General features: G+C 51.0%; 15 protein-coding genes, 1 other RNA gene and 1 pseudogene. 2 read left to right on the top strand and 15 right to left on the bottom strand.

Annotation, left to right across the window (positions count from 1 at the left end; translation table 11 throughout):
* Window positions 1-250: 250 nt before the first annotated feature.
* The 3 genes from ET33_RS32990 to ET33_RS36855 all read right to left on the bottom strand — a co-directional run bounded on the left by ET33_RS32990 (window position 251) and on the right by ET33_RS36855 (window position 2389).
* The gene (locus tag ET33_RS32990; RefSeq protein ID WP_200879268.1) at window positions 251-715 is read right to left on the bottom strand and encodes a hypothetical protein; all 465 of its coding nucleotides are present in this window, start codon (window positions 713-715) and stop codon (window positions 251-253) included.
* Window positions 716-772: 57 nt separating this feature from the next.
* Window positions 773-1729, bottom strand: a complete 957-nt coding sequence (locus tag ET33_RS32995) for an NAD(P)H-binding protein (RefSeq protein WP_036692510.1) — start codon at window positions 1727-1729, stop codon at window positions 773-775.
* A gap of 213 nt (window positions 1730-1942) precedes the next feature.
* Entirely contained in the window at window positions 1943-2389 is a 447-nt protein-coding gene (locus ET33_RS36855) for a hypothetical protein (RefSeq protein WP_051775967.1), read from the bottom strand.
* Window positions 2390-2568: 179 nt separating this feature from the next.
* Here ET33_RS36855 and ET33_RS33005 point away from each other — a divergent pair, with 179 nt between their 5' ends.
* A complete protein-coding gene (locus ET33_RS33005) occupies window positions 2569-3699 on the top strand; it encodes a DUF4261 domain-containing protein (RefSeq protein ID WP_036692513.1) in 1131 nt (376 codons plus the stop codon).
* Window positions 3700-3880: 181 nt separating this feature from the next.
* Here the strand turns inward: ET33_RS33005 and ET33_RS33010 are convergent, their stop codons facing one another.
* The 3 genes from ET33_RS33010 to ET33_RS33020 all read right to left on the bottom strand — a co-directional run bounded on the left by ET33_RS33010 (window position 3881) and on the right by ET33_RS33020 (window position 6256).
* On the bottom strand, window positions 3881-4360 hold the full coding sequence (locus tag ET33_RS33010) for a DUF6530 family protein (RefSeq protein ID WP_036692517.1): 480 nt from the start codon (window positions 4358-4360) through the stop codon (window positions 3881-3883).
* Window positions 4361-4565: 205 nt separating this feature from the next.
* Window positions 4566-5774, bottom strand: a complete 1209-nt coding sequence (locus ET33_RS33015; RefSeq protein ID WP_036692521.1) for an MFS transporter — start codon at window positions 5772-5774, stop codon at window positions 4566-4568.
* A 2-nt stretch (window positions 5775-5776) separates the two neighbouring features.
* Window positions 5777-6256, bottom strand: a complete 480-nt coding sequence (locus tag ET33_RS33020) for a DUF6530 family protein (protein WP_036692524.1) — start codon at window positions 6254-6256, stop codon at window positions 5777-5779.
* Between the two features lie 288 nt (window positions 6257-6544).
* Between ET33_RS33020 and ET33_RS40110 the strand changes: the two are divergent.
* Window positions 6545-6730 (top strand): annotated as a pseudogene (locus tag ET33_RS40110) (IS3 family transposase); the annotation flags it as partial.
* 156 nt (window positions 6731-6886) lie between these two features.
* Here ET33_RS40110 and ET33_RS33030 read toward each other — a convergent pair.
* The 9 genes from ET33_RS33030 to gpmI form a co-directional block, all read right to left on the bottom strand.
* Window positions 6887-8899, bottom strand: a complete 2013-nt coding sequence (locus ET33_RS33030) for a stalk domain-containing protein (protein ID WP_036692527.1) — start codon at window positions 8897-8899, stop codon at window positions 6887-6889.
* Window positions 8900-9145: 246 nt separating this feature from the next.
* Window positions 9146-9509, bottom strand: a transfer-messenger RNA (tmRNA) gene (ssrA, locus tag ET33_RS37090).
* A 238-nt stretch (window positions 9510-9747) separates the two neighbouring features.
* On the bottom strand, window positions 9748-10227 hold the full coding sequence (smpB, locus tag ET33_RS33035; protein ID WP_036692530.1) for an SsrA-binding protein SmpB: 480 nt from the start codon (window positions 10225-10227) through the stop codon (window positions 9748-9750).
* 88 nt (window positions 10228-10315) lie between these two features.
* On the bottom strand, window positions 10316-12790 hold the full coding sequence (gene rnr / locus ET33_RS33040; protein WP_036692532.1) for a ribonuclease R: 2475 nt from the start codon (window positions 12788-12790) through the stop codon (window positions 10316-10318).
* A gap of 29 nt (window positions 12791-12819) precedes the next feature.
* On the bottom strand, window positions 12820-13623 hold the full coding sequence (locus ET33_RS33045) for an alpha/beta hydrolase (protein WP_036692534.1): 804 nt from the start codon (window positions 13621-13623) through the stop codon (window positions 12820-12822).
* 132 nt (window positions 13624-13755) lie between these two features.
* On the bottom strand, window positions 13756-13995 hold the full coding sequence (gene secG / locus ET33_RS33050) for a preprotein translocase subunit SecG (protein WP_025845137.1): 240 nt from the start codon (window positions 13993-13995) through the stop codon (window positions 13756-13758).
* Window positions 13996-14115: 120 nt separating this feature from the next.
* Window positions 14116-14826 carry a M50 family metallopeptidase gene (locus ET33_RS33055; RefSeq protein WP_036692537.1) on the bottom strand — a complete coding sequence of 237 codons (711 nt, stop codon included), beginning with the start codon at window positions 14824-14826 and terminating at the stop codon, window positions 14116-14118.
* A 175-nt stretch (window positions 14827-15001) separates the two neighbouring features.
* Window positions 15002-16294, bottom strand: a complete 1293-nt coding sequence (gene eno, locus ET33_RS33060; RefSeq protein WP_036692539.1) for a phosphopyruvate hydratase — start codon at window positions 16292-16294, stop codon at window positions 15002-15004.
* A 45-nt stretch (window positions 16295-16339) separates the two neighbouring features.
* A complete protein-coding gene (gpmI, locus tag ET33_RS33065; protein ID WP_036692541.1) occupies window positions 16340-17884 on the bottom strand; it encodes a 2,3-bisphosphoglycerate-independent phosphoglycerate mutase in 1545 nt (514 codons plus the stop codon).
* Window position 17885: the final 1 nt, after the last annotated feature.

Genomic DNA, 17885 nt, shown 5'->3' on the forward strand with positions numbered 1-17885 from the left:
TCGGCTCCGTTTCATGTTTTAAATACGGGAGAGGATATTTTAGGTTGCGAATCATGATAAAGGAACGTCTTGAACCGCCCGAATCATTCTCGTATTACAATATGCGGAAGCTGCCTGCTAAATTCAACGACGTAATTTAAATGCCATTTGTACTGGACAAAAAAGGGGTACCTCCTTTTTTGGACCAAACGGTCTAATAATTTTCAAAAAAGAACGAAGCGTCCGGCCATGCAGCCTAGAAGCGCTCCGTTCAGGAATCAAGCGCAGAAAGCGTCACTTGTACAATATCGTCCAACACTTTCGGATCCGAAGTTAATTTAGCGGCTTGCGTCAGCGAATATCTGGAATGATTCAAATAGCGGGCAAGCGCCCTCAGATCGCCATGACGATCGCTTAATTCACCTTGTTCGTAAGCACGCATCAATGCCTGATAGAACGCCTCTTCCAGTTGGGAGGCATCTTGCTCTAAGAAAGCGGCAATTTCGGGAACGTGAGGAACCTGGTCGATCGCACTGTGCATGATGAAGCATTCCTTGCGCCGGGCCTCGTCTTTCAACACCGCCGCGATCTCGCGAAAAATATCGGTAATGGCCGCCTTAACCGAACCGGGACGATCAAGTCTTGTGAGCACGGCCGCACTTTCTGTCACCGCACACAGAATCGCGTGGTTAAAGCTTCGTTTTCTTGGATGCGTATAGATAATAAGATGATTCATTCCTTTCCTCTCCAATATTGGTAGTGATCAATCAATTACTTTTGGATAGAATGAAAGTTATTTTTTCTTCTTCAACGCGCGCATCGTATTCGTGATTCCTTCTTCAAAGGACGTCGCCCGCACCGGTCCGATCAACCGCATGTATTTGTCCCCGCTCAGCACAAGCGGCTCTTCGGTCAAATAGAGCATCTCCACGACCTCCTTCATGACCGGTACGGCCATGCCAAGCAAGGATAGACCGCCTCTTCCGAGCGGAATGACCGGTTTGCTGCTCCCGCTTGCTTGCCGGGCAATTCGCACGATTTCCCTGCCCGAGATCAAGCCCGCGCCCGGAATATGCCAGTTCTCCCCGTAAGCCTCGTCCCTTGCAGCGAGCTCCGTAATCATGAACGCAGCGTCCGGCAAGTAGACATACTCCCGCGGGACACGCATATTTCCGATGAAAAAGGCCATTTTGCCCGCCGCGATAGCTTCGAGCGTAGAGCCCAGATAGGAAGCCTCGTTCGCCGTGGGACCGTAATAGTCCGGCAAGCGAACGATCAACACCTTGGCCTGGCTCCATCGATCTTCGAACAGCATCTGCTCGTAAGCGAGTCTAATCTTGCCTTTCCTCGTATGCGGTTGTTTTGGATGATTCTCGGTCGCCCGGTCCATCCGTCTTCTTCCATAGGGATAGATGCCGTCTATCACGACTACCTTCAGGCTAAGCTGGTTTGCGGCTTCCATCACGGATTCACCCAGCGGAATCAGCTTGTTTACCATCTCATGATACGGCACGTTTGCACAATGAAACAGAACGTCCGCACCTTCCGAAGCCGTGACGATGTCATTCGGACGGAAAGCGTCGCCTACGGCAATCGTCAAATGATGCGGATTACCCAGATTAGCCTTGAGCTGTTCAAGCTTCCCACGGGATCGCCCGAAGGCGACCGTTCGAATCCCTCGTCTAACTAGTTCCTCCGTAACCGAAGCGCCGGTACCGCCAGTTGCACCTACCACAATTGCTTTTTTCATGGGTTTCACCTCATCAAAAGTTATTGATCAATCACTAACTTAATGACAATGTATCATGTCATTAGTGATTAGTCAATCACTAACTTTGTCGGGAATCGCCAAGGCTGCGGCAATGCTGCATAGCGCCCCGCAAGCCAAGAGCGAGAAAAACGAAAGATGCCTTGGCCGCGATAATTTAAGCTTGTTCCGCGACTTTTGCGGCTTCTTGCCTTTTTAATAGCGAGCATTCACCATACGAATTTTGCATCCCAATAGCTGTTCAACCATTCTCAACTGCTCTACTGTCACTTCTTCCTCGGGGTTCTCGATTTCAAAAATGAGGCGCGAGAATCCTGCCGGGAAATCATAATGAAGACGGTGAAGAGTACTATGCGCCGAACAGCAAGGGAGCTGCACGTCCAAGTCCTTGAATGCGCTTTGCCATGCGCTATCCATCGCTTGGTGCCACCATTTTAAATCAATCACCGTGCCGCAGCTCGGACACGTAATTTGAACGAAATTTTCGCCCTGATCGACGAATTGAATCTCTTTTGATTGCTCGATGGATATCTTATCGGCAGGGAATATGGAAGCTAGATAGGACCTAACTTGCTCGACATTTTCTTTTTCCGGCACAAAATGTACATCCTCAGGTATCAACTTATAGATGGTGGATGACATGAATTTCACCTCCTGTATTTTTCAACTTCAAAATATAGCCCCATAATCATATTAACTATATTGAAAAGAAATCTCCACTTTAACGCGGGATAGGAAGCAATCTACTAAACCAATTTGCATTCATCGTTTAGTAGTATATACAATGGATAGAGCGCATACTTCTACTAGGAGAGGATACAATGACAGCCCAACAACAAGCCGCAATGCAATCCATGATTAACTGGCTATCGGACGAACGCGAGCTCGGCCGCAAACCAAGTAAAATCGAAATCGCAGGAGAATTTGATTTGCATGACATGCATTACTACATATTCAAGTACAAAAAAACATTGCTCGGAAAATGGCTCCTTGCTGTCTGCGGCGGCTATGAAGATCCATCCGATACGGAGCATTGCGGCCACATATTCAGTGAGATGCAGCCCTATGACCCGGCTTCTGCGAAGCAGGAAGCCATTGCTATGGTAGAAATGATCCGCGAATACTGGATGAAGCAGGCGGCCGCTATTGAAGCTGCACAGCAAGAAGGCGGCGCGGAATCTCAGGACGATTCATCCGGGTCCGGCATTTTTAACGGGTTCGTTCTGCTGAATTCTTCGGAGTGCGATCTTGAGCAGGTGAAGGAGAACCTTCTGAAGGATTGGAACATCTCCTCTTCATCAGCAGAGGGAGAAAGTCACCCCGAGGAAGAAAAAGAAGGAATCCTTGTCTTCGAAGTGGACGGCTTCACTGCAGCCTTAAGCTTTGTCGATGCTCCTGTACCGAACGGAGAAGCAGAGCATTATGCGCAGGGCAACTACCTCTGGCGGGAGGCCGCGGAGATTACCAAAACCCATGTGTCCCAAATTATTGTGGCCGTATTTACTCGATCCGGCTCCCCGTTGGACAGCGGCAAGCTTTACACTAAGCTGGCGGCGAGCTGCTTGAAGCTTCCCAATGCGATCGGGCTCTACTCATCCGGTACCGTGTTTCAACCGGAGCTTTTTCTGGAAATGGCCGAAATGATGAAATCGGATGACCCTTTTCCATTATTGAATTTGGTTCACGTTGGTCTGGTCGGAACCGAAACAGGAATGAACGGCTATACTCACGGGCTGAAATCCTTTGGCAAAGATGAAATCGAAGTGTTGAACAGTCAGACTTCCCCTGCCGAGCTGCGCGATTTTCTGATCGACATTTCCGGTTATATTGTGGAGTATAACGTAACTTTAATGGACGGAGAAACAATCGGCTTTAGCGCTGAACAAAAGCTGCCGATTACCCGTTCGGAAGGCGTATATGTTAACGGAGAGAGTCTTAAAATCAAGTTCTGATCTCCTGAATTTCCACAAAACAAAAGCACCGGCCGCCTTAGGGCCGATGCTTTTTACTTTATGGAGACCAGTCGCGGCTTGATCATACCTGCTACCCGCCGCCGCGCGATACTGAGATGGAGCGGTAGGCGAAAAACGAAAACAAGAAGCAAGCTAATCATTTTTCAGTATTTCATCTTCTTCAATATCCCATATCCTTTAATATTTTTGATAACGTACGCAGGCGTTCGCTGATCATTTCATCGTCCTCACTTAAAGCTTGGCTGAACAGTTTGATATCTTCATTAATTCTCTCATTGTCCGTACATATCGCTACGGTCATGGCATCCCCTTGCAGGCCAACCCGGTCGATGACAGGCTGCTGCGGATCATATAGATGCTCGTATCTGTAGGCTTCGCGAAAATGCGCCAAGGACCGACAAATCAGAATGGACAAATCAAGAACGCGATGAAGCGGCAGTTCCTCCGATTGCCTTGACCATTTTTCTCCCGTGTATCTCCATACCTTAGCGGAAATATCGATCTTCCCTCTATCATTCCACTGTGCCAATCCTAAAGAAAGGCCTTTTGCATCTGTATTTCGAGCGAGTCGGCCGTCAATCTGCTCATAATTTTCCGACACGACAACAGGCTTATGCTTTAAGGTCGTAGGTATTTTCATATTCGTTCCCTCTTTCATTTACTGATTTACTGACCCACTAAATGACTGTTTCATCTTATCTTGGATTTCAACGTTAGTCAATCTGCGTGAATCAAAAGCCCCCGGTAAATGAACAAGCGGCAGTCTTGGGTGGAAAAAGGTCCCGGACTACCGCTGTTTTAAATGATCTTAAACTAATCTGCCTTAGGCCCCCATAGCCAATCCGTTATGATGCCTTTCCTCTCTCATCTTTTCGTCCCTTCTCAACAATAAGAGGGGTTAGCATGAGTACACCGGCAATAATCAAAACACCGCTTACGACATATACGGTCAGCAGGGAAAACGATTCCTTCAAATAGCCGGATAGGAACATGCCAATCACCATCATCCCCATAAAAACAGGCGTGATCACCCCGGATACTCGGCCCATAAATGCGCCTTCCGTATTACGGACGATAAGCGTCTGGATTCCGCCATGAATACACGGGTAAAACAATCCGCTAATCACCAATAGAACAATGGTCAGCCAGATTATGGAAGAGGCGCCTATTCCCATTGTACAGACGGCGGCGACAAGCAAGCCTATCATGAGCAGCAGCTGCGGCTTCACCTTTTTGGCTATTCCCATTATGACAATTCCGCCTACGAACATGGCTGCCCCGTTGGCCATAACAAACCATTGCAAAGATTGTTTGTTCAGTCCCAATTTCTCGATGACAAGGAAGATCTGAAGAGGTTGAGTTAGTCCTGATGCCAATCCGACAGCCGAGAAGGTCAAGCAAAGTGTTCGTAAGGCTTGATTGGACCCGATATAGCGCAGACCGGCCGTTAATTCTTTCATAAAGCCGCCGGCATCCCCGGACTTCGGTTCCTCCGCATCGCGTGGAAGCGATGATAATATAAGCGAAGATCCCAGGAACAGAACCGCCGTCAGGATTAGAGATACGTTAATTCCAAGCTGTATGAATATAAACGTGCCAATGACCGGACCCAAGACCGTAAAGACAGCGACAAGAGTTTGGGAAATCGCCATAACGCCCTGCAGTTGTTCACCCGGCACATGCCGCTTGTATAGTTTCATGGCCGAAGGCTGAGAAAATTGAGACAGGCTGGCGGAAATGAATGATCCGATGAGAAGAGCAATCCATCCGCCGTTCATGACGGCGAGCAGTACAGCCACAACGGACAAGGCAGACAGCAGGTCGCTCCATACCATGGTCCGCTTCGGCCGCCATCGGTCGGCAAAGGTTCCGCCAATAAGTCCGAATATAAAGATCGGAGCGAATTCCGCAACCGAAATCAGCGATACATAAACCGGATTATTGTTTGTCAAATCGGTAACATAAAGAAGGACGGCATAGTTCCGGATCCATATTCCCAACTGCAATAGCACCCGAGAAAAGATAATAGTTCGAACATAACGATTGGAAAACATTTTTAATACCCCATATCCTTTAATATTTGCGATAACGGACGCAGACGCTCGCCGATCATCTCATCATCTGCGCTCAAAGCTTGGTTGAACAGCTTCATATCTTCATTGATTCTCCCATTACCCATATAGATCGCCACGGTCATAGCTCCCCCCTGCAGACCAATCCGGTCAAGGACGGGCTCCTGAGGGTCATAGAAATACTCATATCTGTACGCTTCGCGAAAATGCGCCAAAGACCGGCAAATCAGAATGGACAAATCAAGAACTTGATGAAGCGGCAGTTCCTCCGATTGCTTTGACCAATTTTCTCCTGCGGATCTCCATACCTTGGCTGAAATAGCAGCCTTTCCTCTGTCGCTGCACTGGGCCAACCCCAGGGAAAGACCTTTCGCATCTGTGTTCCTGGCGAATCGGCCGTCAACCCGCTCATAGTTTTCCGACACGACAATAGGCCTGTGCTTTAAGACAGCAGGTAATTTCATATTTCACCCCTCATTTCATTTACTAAATTACTTAATTATTAATTTACTGATTTACTAAATTACTGCTTCAGTTTATCTTGGATTTCATCGTTAGTCAATCTTTTTTTATCGCCATCTCGGCCCAAATCATTGGAGAAACGAAAAATAGGCCGATAAAGCCGACCAAAGCCTTGAATCCGAATCACCGTCAGGAATCCTGTAATGGCTTCGGCCAAACCAGAAAAAAGCCGCATTTTATGCGACTTTTCAATTTCTGCTCTTGTTCGGCCACATAATCCAGCTCCTAATTTCCATAGTGACCGAGGTTTCCAATATACAGGAAAAACATTCAAGAAAAAGCGTGCATTAACAATGGCCCGATGGAGTCATTCTGGGGTGTTGAAATCCGAAATGTATTATCTCAATAAGTTCAATACGTACGAAGAATTGGAAGCAGCAACTGTGGAGAACAGCGAATACTACAATAATCGTTGATACCAGAAGAGACTAAACTTTATGACACCATTGGAGTACAGGCAATACCTTCTCAGTTCAGCAGCATAAAAATGGCACCAACCATAACGATATGGCCGGTGCCAGAGCTTTTTGTTTTTTCACTGTCTACTTGACGGGGGGCACTTCATTTTAAAATTAACGCAGCTGCATTAGATTGGCATCGTTAATGTCGTACAAGGTGCCATGATTACTTTGCACAAGCTTGATAATTTGCTCATTGGCCAGTCCGCTTTGCGGTGCAATGGCATCAAGAGTAACTTGATTCGCTTGCAGTTTAGCGTTAATTTCTTCAAGAGAGAAGCCGGCCATTCCTGGCGAGGTGCCTTTATCGTGAACAGGGGCATCGGTTATAAAGATGATTCTTTTGGAGCTCTTGCTCCCTGATAATTTTTGGACCGCCTTATCAATAGCCTCCAGTCCGGATTCCTCCACATCTTCTCCGCCGGAAGCCACTAAGCTATCTAATTGAGCTTTTAACAAATCTTTATTATTCGTGAAATCAAAAATCTCGAAATCCGGATTATAAATATCCACAAAATTAATATCCCGATAAGCAACGATAGCAAAATTAGAGCCGGATGGGACGGAATCCACGAAGTTGCTGACCGTTTCTTTCACATAGTCGATGACTTCCCCCATACTGCCTGTAACGTCAATTACAAAAACGATATCCGAGGAGTCCGTAATCCCTTTCGATATCTTTTGTAAAATAGGCGAAGAAGCCGACGATTCAGATGGTTCTTGCAATCCTTCTTCAATTGCAGTTTTCTCGCTTTCAGCGGTTGTAGGAATAACGGGCTTATTTTGAAAAACAATAACCGACTTGGATGCCTCGTTCCACTCTACAACTCCGCCTAGAGCTTCACTCACGAAGCGAACAGGAACCATGGTACTTCCATTGATTAATTGTGCGGGTGCACTCAAAGTTACAGGAACGCCATTCACGTAAGCTATACTGGAACCAATCGTTAATACGATCGTTTTGCCTTCTCTTGTTGCCGTGACCGTTTGGGTGGTGCTTTCCCATTCCACTGCTGCGCCGAGCGATTCGAAAATGGCCCGAAGCGGAACAAGCGTACTTCCGTTCCAATTTACAGGCGCCTGCGTATAACTTTGCATTTGTCCGCCAATAAAGACTTGAATAGTTTGCGGCTCATTGTTAATCGGAACGAATTGAGGGATCGATGCCGCCAACCCTCCCGATTGATTAATAGTCTTCAAGTAAAAGTAATATCCCCCCGATGGCAGCCCAAGCTTGCTCAGTGAATAAGTTGAAGGGCTATTGGAGGTAACCCGGATTTGCCTAACGAGCTTGCCCTTCGCATTTTTGACCATTAAATAGGTAAAATAGGTCGGCCGTGAAGTTGCAGCTGTCGTATTCACCGTGAGTGTATGATCCGGGTTTAGCGCAATCGTACCGGGAAAGCTTGCTCCACCAGGTACTTGAAATTCCGGTTTAACGGCAGTATTGGGAGAAGGAGCTGCAACCGCGCCTGACGGAGGATTCGGTGTAGATTCCCCGCGGGATGGCTGGACACCGGTAATGGAAGTTTTGGGAAAATAAAAGTAAATTTTCGACTTCGCGCCCGGTGCCCGGCGTTTTTCTAAAATCGTTACCGTATTATTCTCATGGTTAAAAGTAAATTCCGAAGAGCGGACTTTAGAACCATCTATGTATAAACTAACATTTTTACTAGAGTTGATGGTATACCGGGAAGTTACTTTAAAAACTCGCGTGGACCCATCCCCCTCGGAAAGAGCATTTCCAATTTTGTCTGTGCCCGACTCCCCTTCTCCCCATTCAAAGGTAGGGCCAATTAAGTATTTAATGGAAATTTCGGCCCCTAAGTCGGGAGCGTGGCGCATCGTTATGGTGTAATTTTCATAATCAACCGTATACTCCTTAGACTCAATTTCACGTGAATTGATAAACAAGCGAAGCTTCGTATTCGTGGCCGTAATTCGATTACCTGGCGTGAATTTAAAAACGCGCTCCTTTCCATCCCCATCTCGAAGAATATTTACCAGATAATCGCCCTCTCTGAAATCAAGCCGGTCATCCGCACTTGCAATTCCGGCATGAAAATCCAAGGCTCCGAGAAGCAACACGAAAACAATAAACAAACTAATCATTTTTCTACTATTCATCTACTTCACCCCGTTACGAAAGACATGGTTAAATATTATGCTGCAAAAAAAAATACTCTGCGATAAGTAACTCCGATTTCTTGACCCCATCCTCTCTGATAATTGAAAATAAACTTTCATTAGAATCTGCTCTGCCATCCTTACATCTATATCGGAAAAATCACACATAAAATGTTACATTCTTCTGCCTTCGTTTCTCCTAAAATAAAAAGCACCGACCATTTTCGGTCGGTGCTCTTTGTACTTTAATGGAGACGAGGGGAGTCGAACCCCTGTCCGAAGATAACGCCACACAGGCTTCTACGGGTGTAGTCACAGTTTTGATGTCACCCGAGCAACGCCCCGTAACCGGCTTTGCGTTGGGTCAGCCTGATTGTCTTCTTCAGCTAGCCGCAGGCGGAGACTAGACAGCGTATCCCACTAAAGTTGAGCCCCTATCCCGGCACATGGGCGATGCAGAGTAGGAGCACGCTCACAGGTTATTAAGCTGCGAAAGCGTAGGATTGTTGTTGTTTGCCATTTAATTGGCTTTAGCGTTGATAAAGCGGACGCGTCCCCACTACCCGCAACCCATGCTCGAACTATCCCCGTCGAATCCAAGAACGTCCCCGCATAGGCGGGCCTCCCATCGGATGAGAGACCCTAATATAAAGGTTATGAAATAAAACTTATCTACCTGTAAATCTAAACTTGCTACGCTACGAACAACTTCTGCTGACTTTTACTTGAAAAGTTGTGCACTTCCCCAAGTGCTCTTTCATTATAACATATCCTTGAGCAAAATGAAGGGGCGAGTTGTTGGAAGCGATACCAGAACCTAAACATACTGGCGGATTTCCGCCAAAACGTTACCTTGCGACCTTCTGCTTCTCGCGCAGCGCCCGCTGAATATCCCGCTGAGCATCGCGCTTCGCCGCCGTATCGCGTTTGTCGTATTGCTTCTTCCCTTTGCCCAAGCCGAGCAGCAGCTTCGCGTAGCCGTTGCGCACATATACCTTGAGCGGCACCAGCGTATAGCCTTCCTGCTTCGCATGGCCCAGCAGTTTGTTAATCTCGGCCTTCTTGAGAAGTAGCTTGCGGGCCCGCGTCGGATCGCTGGGGTTAAACCGGTTGCCTTGCTCGAATGGGCTGATGTGCATATTGTGCACGAACGCTTCGCCGTTCCGGATCGTCGCGAACGCGTCGCCGATATTGGCTCGTCCGAGCCGCAGCGATTTGATCTCCGTCCCGGTCAGCACCAGGCCGCATTCGTAAGTATCCTCGATAAAATAATCGTGAGACGCTTTTTTGTTCTGCGCCAGCACTTTTCCATCGCTTTTTTTGCTCATGCCCCCGTAGCCGCTCCTTCCCATACCGATTTCCAAACAGAGGGATGGAGTCCATTGTACCAACTCCATCCCCGGAAATCAAGGGGAACTAGCGCTTGACGGTCTTTTTGCGCTTCTTCTTGGCGAAACCGATGCCCACGCCGCCGCCTTTGGCCGTTTTACCCACGGCTTTGGCGCTTTTGCGCCCTGCGGCACGGCCGGTCGCCGTGGCGCCCTCGCCGGTGCGCACCGCCTCCAGCGCGCGCGTCTTCGCCGCTGCCGGGCCCTTCCCACGCCCGCTGCCGCCCGCGCCTCGCTTCCCGGCACGTTCGCTGCGTCCAGCGCGTGCTCCGCCTGCGGCGGCTTTGCCTGCCCGGCCGGGACGGCCGTCGCGCTTGGTTTTGCGCACGGCGTTCAGCGCGTCGACCAGGCTCATTTTCTGCGGCCGCGGCTTCATATCAACCATCTCGAAATCGATGGTATGCTCCTCCATGTTCACCCGCGAGATGCGCACCTTCACTTCATCGCCGAGGCGATAAATTTTGGACGTGCGCTCGCCGATAAGCGCGTGCTGAGCGTCATGGAAGTGGTAATAATCGTCCGTCAGATCGGATAGACGAATGAGCCCTTCCACGGTATTTTCCAGCTCCACAAACATCCCGAAACTAGTCACGCTGCTGATAATGCCGTCGAATTCCTCGCCGACTTTGTCGAGCATGAATTCGGCTTTCTTCAGCGCCTCCGTCTCCCGCTCCGCATCGACGGCCACCCGCTCCCGCTCGGACGATTGCTTGGCAATATCGTCCATCCGCGAAGCCAAGTATTCGTGCCGCGCTTCGCTGAGCGTACCGCTCTCCAGCACCTCGCGAATAACGCGGTGTATGATAAGGTCCGGGTAGCGCCGGATCGGCGACGTGAAGTGCGAGTAAAATTCCGCGGCCAGGCCGTAGTGGCCCAGGCTCTGCGAATCGTACTTCGCCTGCTTCATCGAGCGCAGCATCACCGTGCTGATGACCGTTTCTTCCTTCGTTCCCTTGATTTCCTCCAGCAGCGTCTGCAGCGCCCGGGGATGCACCGAATTGCCTTTCCCCCGGACAACATAGCCGAAGTTCGTGATGAACTCCATAAAATGCTGCAGCTTCTCCGCGTCCGGGTCCTCGTGAATCCGGTACAAGAACGGTACCTTCAGCCAATGAAAATGCTCCGCCACCGTTTCGTTTGCCGCAAGCATGAACTCTTCAATGATCATCTCGGCGATCGTCCGGTCCCGCTTCACGATATCCGTCGGCTTGCCGTCCGCATCGACCAATATTTTCGATTCCTGAAAATCGAAATCAATCGCACCGCGGCGCATCCGCTTCGACCGCAGCTTCATCGCCAGATCTTCCATTAAACGGAAATCATCCATCAGGTACGCGTATTTTTCCAGCAGCTCCGGCTCCGGCGCTTCCTCGGTCAGCAGCTTGCGGACGTTCGTATACGTCATCCGCTCGCTTGTCTTGATCACACTTGTAAAAATATCATGGCGCACCACGTTCGCATCCGCGTCGAATTCCATCTCACAGGACATCGTAAACCGGTCCACCTGTGGATTCAACGAGCAGATCCCGTTGGATAAACGATGCGGCAGCATCGGGATGACCCGGTCTACCAAATACACGCTGCATCCACGGTTGTACGCTTCATTGTCGAGCGGCGAGCCCTCGCGCACATAATAGCTGACGTCGGCGATGTGCACGCCGAGCACATAGTTGCCGTTCGGCAGTCGCTCCACGTTGACGGCATCGTCCAAGTCTTTTGCATCTTCTCCATCAATGGTAACGATACGCTTCCCGCGCAAATCGCGGCGGCCCTTCAAATCTTCTTCCGAGATCGTATCCGGCGCGGCCGACGCTTCTTCCATCACCTCGTCCGGAAACGCTTCGGGCAGCTGGTGCTTGCGGATAATGGAGAGAATATCGACGCCTGGATCGTTTTTATGACCCAGAATCTCCACCACTTCGCCTTGTGCCGCCGCGCGTCCTTCCGGGTACGATACGATTTTTACGACAACCTTGTGCCCGTCCATGGCACCGCCGAACGATTCCTTCGGAATAAAAATATCCCGCACCACCCGCTTGTCGTCCGGAATGACAAACGCATACTCCTCATGGGACTGAAACAGACCGACGATCTGCGTATTGCCCCGGCTGACCACCCGTACCACTTCGCCCTCCATCCGGCCGCCGGACGGGCTCTTCGAAGTGATCCGCACGAGCACAATATCCCCGTTCATCGCCGTCCCCATGTCGTTGGCATGGATGTACACGTCCGGATGATCCCGGTCGTCGGGAATGAGGAAGCCGAAGCCTTTGGCATGCGCCTGCAGCTTGCCGCGCAGCAGATTCATCCGCTCCGGCACCCCGTACCGTTCGTTGCGCGTACGTAGAATAAGTCCTTCATTCTCGAGCTCATTGAGCAGCTTCAGGAACTCCTTGAACTCCTGCGCGCTCTCCAGCACGAAGTGCTGCTCCAGCTCATGGTACGTCATCGGCTTATAAGCCGTTTCTTTCATAAAATCTAGCAAAGCTTCACGCGTTATCAATGTTCTCACCTGCCTTTTCTTTCTATAACCTATGTCTGAATTTCCACGACCGCCTGTTTCCATGTCCCGGCCTGGTCAAGCCTCGCCAAAAAACGGGATATATCTTCGTATACCCGTTCCCGCCACTCGTCAAGCAGCAAGCCATGAGAGGAATGGGGGTAATACTCGATTTGACGGACAAGCGAGGAGACATGCCGGTAAATGTACTCCGCGCTTTTCGGAAGGACCATCCCGTCTTTCTCTCCCTGCCCGACAAATAACGGTGCCGACACTTGGCCCAAGTCCGCCTTTACGAGCTTCATCAGCTTCCGAAGATCGACCACGCACCGGACCGGCGTCTTGTCATATGTACAGGCTTCCTCCACCAGATGCGCAGCCGCCGCCGGCCTCCGTTCGATGTATTTGATAAAATACTGCAGCAGCAGAGCCAGCGAGGTTTTCCGGCTGGACAAAAACATCGGCGCCGCCAGCGAAACCACACCGTCAAGCCTTCGCTTCATCGCCAGCTCCAAAGCCAACAGCCCTCCCATGGAATGGCCGATCACCACAATTTTGCCCTCGCGAGCCCGACTGGCAGCCATCGCATCATAGCTGCGCAGTATATGACCGGACCAATCGTGCAGGCCAGTTCGGATCATATCCTCCGGCGTCGTTCCATGCCCCGGCAGCAGGACCGCATTAACAGTATAGCCCAGATCGTTCAAATAATAGCCAAGCCGCCGAAGCTCCGACGGGGAACCCGTAAAGCCGTGAATGAGCAGCAGTTGCGTCGAAGCCCGCTCACCGGTACCTTCCAGCCGAAAAGGCTCCGTTGTCTTGTATACTCGTTTCAAGCGCCCCGCCTCCGTCTCGCACCCTTCGGGATATTCAAGGCCGCCTCTTCCTTCCTGGAGCGAGCTCTATCCATGTGAAAAGCTACAAAAAAACAGCAGGAGTAATATTCCCCTGCTGTCGCCTTTTTATGTTTACGCGCCTTTTACAAAGTACGCCACAATCAAAGATAAGACGAAGAATACAACGGCGAGACCCATTGTCAAACGGGACAAAAACAGCTCCAGCCCCCGCGCCTTCTTCTTTCCGAACAGATGCTCCGCCCCTCCGGAGATGGCACCGGACAAACCTGCGCTTTTTCCCGGCTGCAGCAAAACGGCTGCAATCAAGCCAAGCGAAGCGATGACCAGGATGATCTTCAATGCTAATTCCATGATTCCACCTCCTGCAAAAATAAACGGACTTGTCCGAAAATAGACAGCATGCTTAGTATACCACAAAAAATACGCACTGACAAATCCTGTTGGATCGTCTAGGCGTATTTTACAAAATCTTTACTCTTCGAACTGCTGCCGGTACGCGGGGCGGGAGGATCGTGACGATTTGCGTCCGCCGAGAAACAATTTCAGCGCCCGTACTGCGCACCATAAGGAAAACAGCGTCAACAGGACAGCCCACCCGATCGCCGGGATCGGAGTCACCAGACTGAGGTTCGTCGCATCGCCCGCCTTCGCCGGATCGTTCCAGGCATACAGGATCAACGAGAACGGTCCGAAAACCGACTCTTCCAGCGTCAGGAAGGCCAGCAGCAAGTAATACAGATCGCTGAGCCAGCGCGGCATAAACGCCAGCATGATCGTATTTAAGATAATGAAGCCGAGCAGCCAAAAGATTCCGAACTCGTTGCGCACGAACAGGATCAGAGCCACGATGGCAATCGCCGTCATCACCTGCAGTCCGAGCCGCTGCTTGTCACTGGCCCGCATCCGGAACATAAAGAGTGCAAACAGCGAGGCCGTCGTGTACCCTGCCAGCGCAATCGGAAGGAGACTCCACCGGCTCGTTACCTGCGAATACGTCACGCCGCTATGATTCGCGAACAGCTCGATGTACATCACTTTGCCGGAGAGCGCCAACGTCACGATCGCGTGGCCAAACTCGTGAATCATCGTATCGAGATTGCGGAAGAAATCACTGAAGGGAATCAGATGCGTAAGAAAGGCCGATAAAATCAGAAAAAATACGGTCTTTATCAAATTACTCATGTGATCCCCTCCGGGTGAGTGTCAGTCGTCGTTGTAGGATTAACGTTCGTACGGTTACGGGTATTGCTGTCCCCCTGCTACAGGGGACACAATACCCTTCACCTTCGTGCCGTCAAAAAACAATACCGTCTGACAGTTATTTTATTATTAAGTCCTGTACTTTACAACTGTAAACTTACTTGAAGTTTTTCAGGTTGTAAAATGCGGATTTGCCTGCGTATTGAGCGACGCTTGCCAGTTGGTCCTCGATGCGGAGCAATTGGTTGTACTTCGCTACGCGGTCGGTACGGGAAGGCGCACCGGTTTTGATTTGGCCTGCGTTCGTAGCTACTGCGATATCGGCGATCGTGCTGTCTTCGCTCTCGCCGGAACGGTGGGAAATCACCGCCGTATAGCCCGCGCGTTTTGCCATTTCGATCGCGTCGAACGTCTCGGTCAAGGAACCGATTTGGTTCACTTTAACGAGGATGGAGTTGCCGATATTTTGCTCGATGCCTTGGGACAGGCGATTCGTGTTTGTTACGAACAAGTCGTCGCCGACGAGCTGTACTTTGCCGCCAAGCTTCTCGGTGAGCAGCTTCCAACCTTCCCAGTCGTCTTCGGAGCAGCCGTCTTCGATCGTGATGATCGGATATTTGTCTACCCAAGAAGCGAGGAAGTCTACGAATTCAGCGGAAGTGAACGACTTGCCTTCGCCTTCGAGATGGTACTTGCCGTCTTTGAAGAACTCGGTGGAAGCTACGTCCATGCCGAGGAATACGTCGACGCCCGGCTTGTAGCCTGCACGCTCGATCGCCGTGATGATCGTTTGAATCGCCGCTTCGTTGGAGCTCAGGTTCGGAGCAAAGCCGCCTTCGTCGCCAACAGCCGTGTTCAGGCCTTGTTCTTTCAATACGTTTTTCAAGCTGTGGAAAATTTCCGCGCCTGTACGCAGCGCTTCTTTGAAGGTTGGAGCGCCTACCGGCAATACCATAAACTCCTGCACGTCTACGTTGTTGTCCGCATGAGCGCCACCGTTGATGATGTTCATCATCGGAACCGGAAGCGTCTTGGCGTTGAATCCGCCGAGGTAGATGTACAGCGGAATGTCCAGCGCTTCAGCCGCTGCGCGTGCTACCGCCATGGATACGGCGAGAATCGCGTTGGCGCCAAGCTTCGCTTTGTTCGGCGTTCCGTCCAGCTCGATCATACGCTTGTCGATACCGACTTGATCGAGGGCGTTCATGCCGATGATTTCCGGTGCGATTGCGTCGTTCACGTTCTCAACGGCTTTCAGTACGCCTTTGCCGAGGTAACGGCCTTTGTCGCCGTCGCGAAGCTCTACAGCTTCGTAAGCGCCTGTTGATGCGCCGGATGGAACGATAGCGCGACCGCGCGCTCCGGATTCCAGATATACTTCCACTTCTACCGTCGGGTTACCGCGGGAGTCGAGCACTTCACGTGCGTATACATTGGAGATTATAGTCATTGCTAGAACACTCCTTCTCGTTTTTTTATTCCGTTTGCACAAGGGTTAACCGCGTGTTGCAACGATCGATTTCCCGGTCATTTCCGCCGGCTGCGTCACGCCCAGAAACTCGAGCATCGTCGGGGCGATATCCGCCAAAATACCATCGTTTCTTAGTGTAACATGACTATCGGTGAGAATAAAAGGGACCGGATTCGTCGTATGTGCGGTATTGCGCGAACCGTCCGGATTCGTCACAATATCAGCGTTGCCGTGGTCGGCCGTAATCAGCGCAACCCCGCCCTTCGCCAGAATAGCGTCGACGACTTTGCCGAGGCACTCGTCCGTCGCTTCGATCGCTTTGATCGTCGGCTCCAGCAGACCGGAGTGTCCAACCATGTCAGGGTTGGCGAAGTTCAAGATGATGACATCCTGACGCTCGGCCTCGATCTCCTTCACCGCCGCTTCCGCCACCTCGTAAGCGCTCATCTCCGGCTTCAGGTCATACGTCGCAACCTTCGGGGAGCTGATGAGAATACGCGTTTCGCCCGGAAGCTCGACGTCGCGGCCGCCGCTGAAGAAGAACGTGACGTGCGGATATTTTTCCGTCTCGGCAATTCGGAGCTGCTTCAGGTTGTTCTGCACCAGCACCTCGCCGAGCGTGTTATCGAGATTCTTCGGTTTATACGCAACGTAGCCGCCCACGGTTTCGCTGAACAGCGTGAGGCAGACGTAGTACAAATCTTTCGGCCACTTGTCCCCGCGGTCGAAGCCGCGGAAGTCGCTGTTTGTGAACACCTGCGACAGCTGGATGGCCCGGTCCGGACGGAAGTTGAAGAACACGACCGAATCGCCGGACTCGACCAGACCGACAGGCGTGCCATCCTTCTTCACGATGACCGTCGGCATGACGAACTCGTCGAATACGGAACGGGAGTACGATTCCTTAATCGCGTTCATTGGGTCCTCAAAGGTCGGTCCTTCCCCGTATACCATCGCGCAGTACGACTTCTCCGTACGCTCCCAGCGCTTGTCGCGGTCCATCGCATAGTATCGTCCTTGCACCGTGGCGATGTGGCCGACGCCGAGCTCCGCAATTTTGTTTTGCAATTGCTCCATGTAGTTCGCGGCGCTGTCCGGCGCCACATCGCGGCCGTCCAGGAACGCATGAATGTAGACTTCATGGAAGTCTTCCTTCTTGCATACTTCAAGCAACGCGAACAAATGTGCGATATGGCTATGTACGCCGCCGTCGGACAGCAGACCGTACAGATGAAGCTTTTTGCCGTTCTCGCGGGCATGACGCACGGCGCCCAGAATTGTCTCGTTCTCGAAAAACTCGCCTTCGCGAATCGACTTAGAAATCCGCGTCAAGTCCTGATACACGATCCGTCCGGCTCCGATGTTGAGATGACCCACTTCCGAGTTGCCCATTTGTCCTTCCGGCAGCCCGACTGCCTCGCCGCAAGCGGTCAGCGTCGTATGGGGAAACTGGTTCCAATACCGGTCGTAATTCGGCTTGTTCGCCTGCGCTACCGCATTGCCCTGCGTTTCGCCGCGAAGGCCGAAGCCGTCCAAGATGATCAATGCTACCGGTTTCAGTCTGGCCATT

Origin of the sequence: Paenibacillus tyrphae, assembly GCF_000722545.1 — a bacterium.
Lineage (GTDB): Bacteria > Bacillota > Bacilli > Paenibacillales > NBRC-103111 > Paenibacillus_G > Paenibacillus_G tyrfis.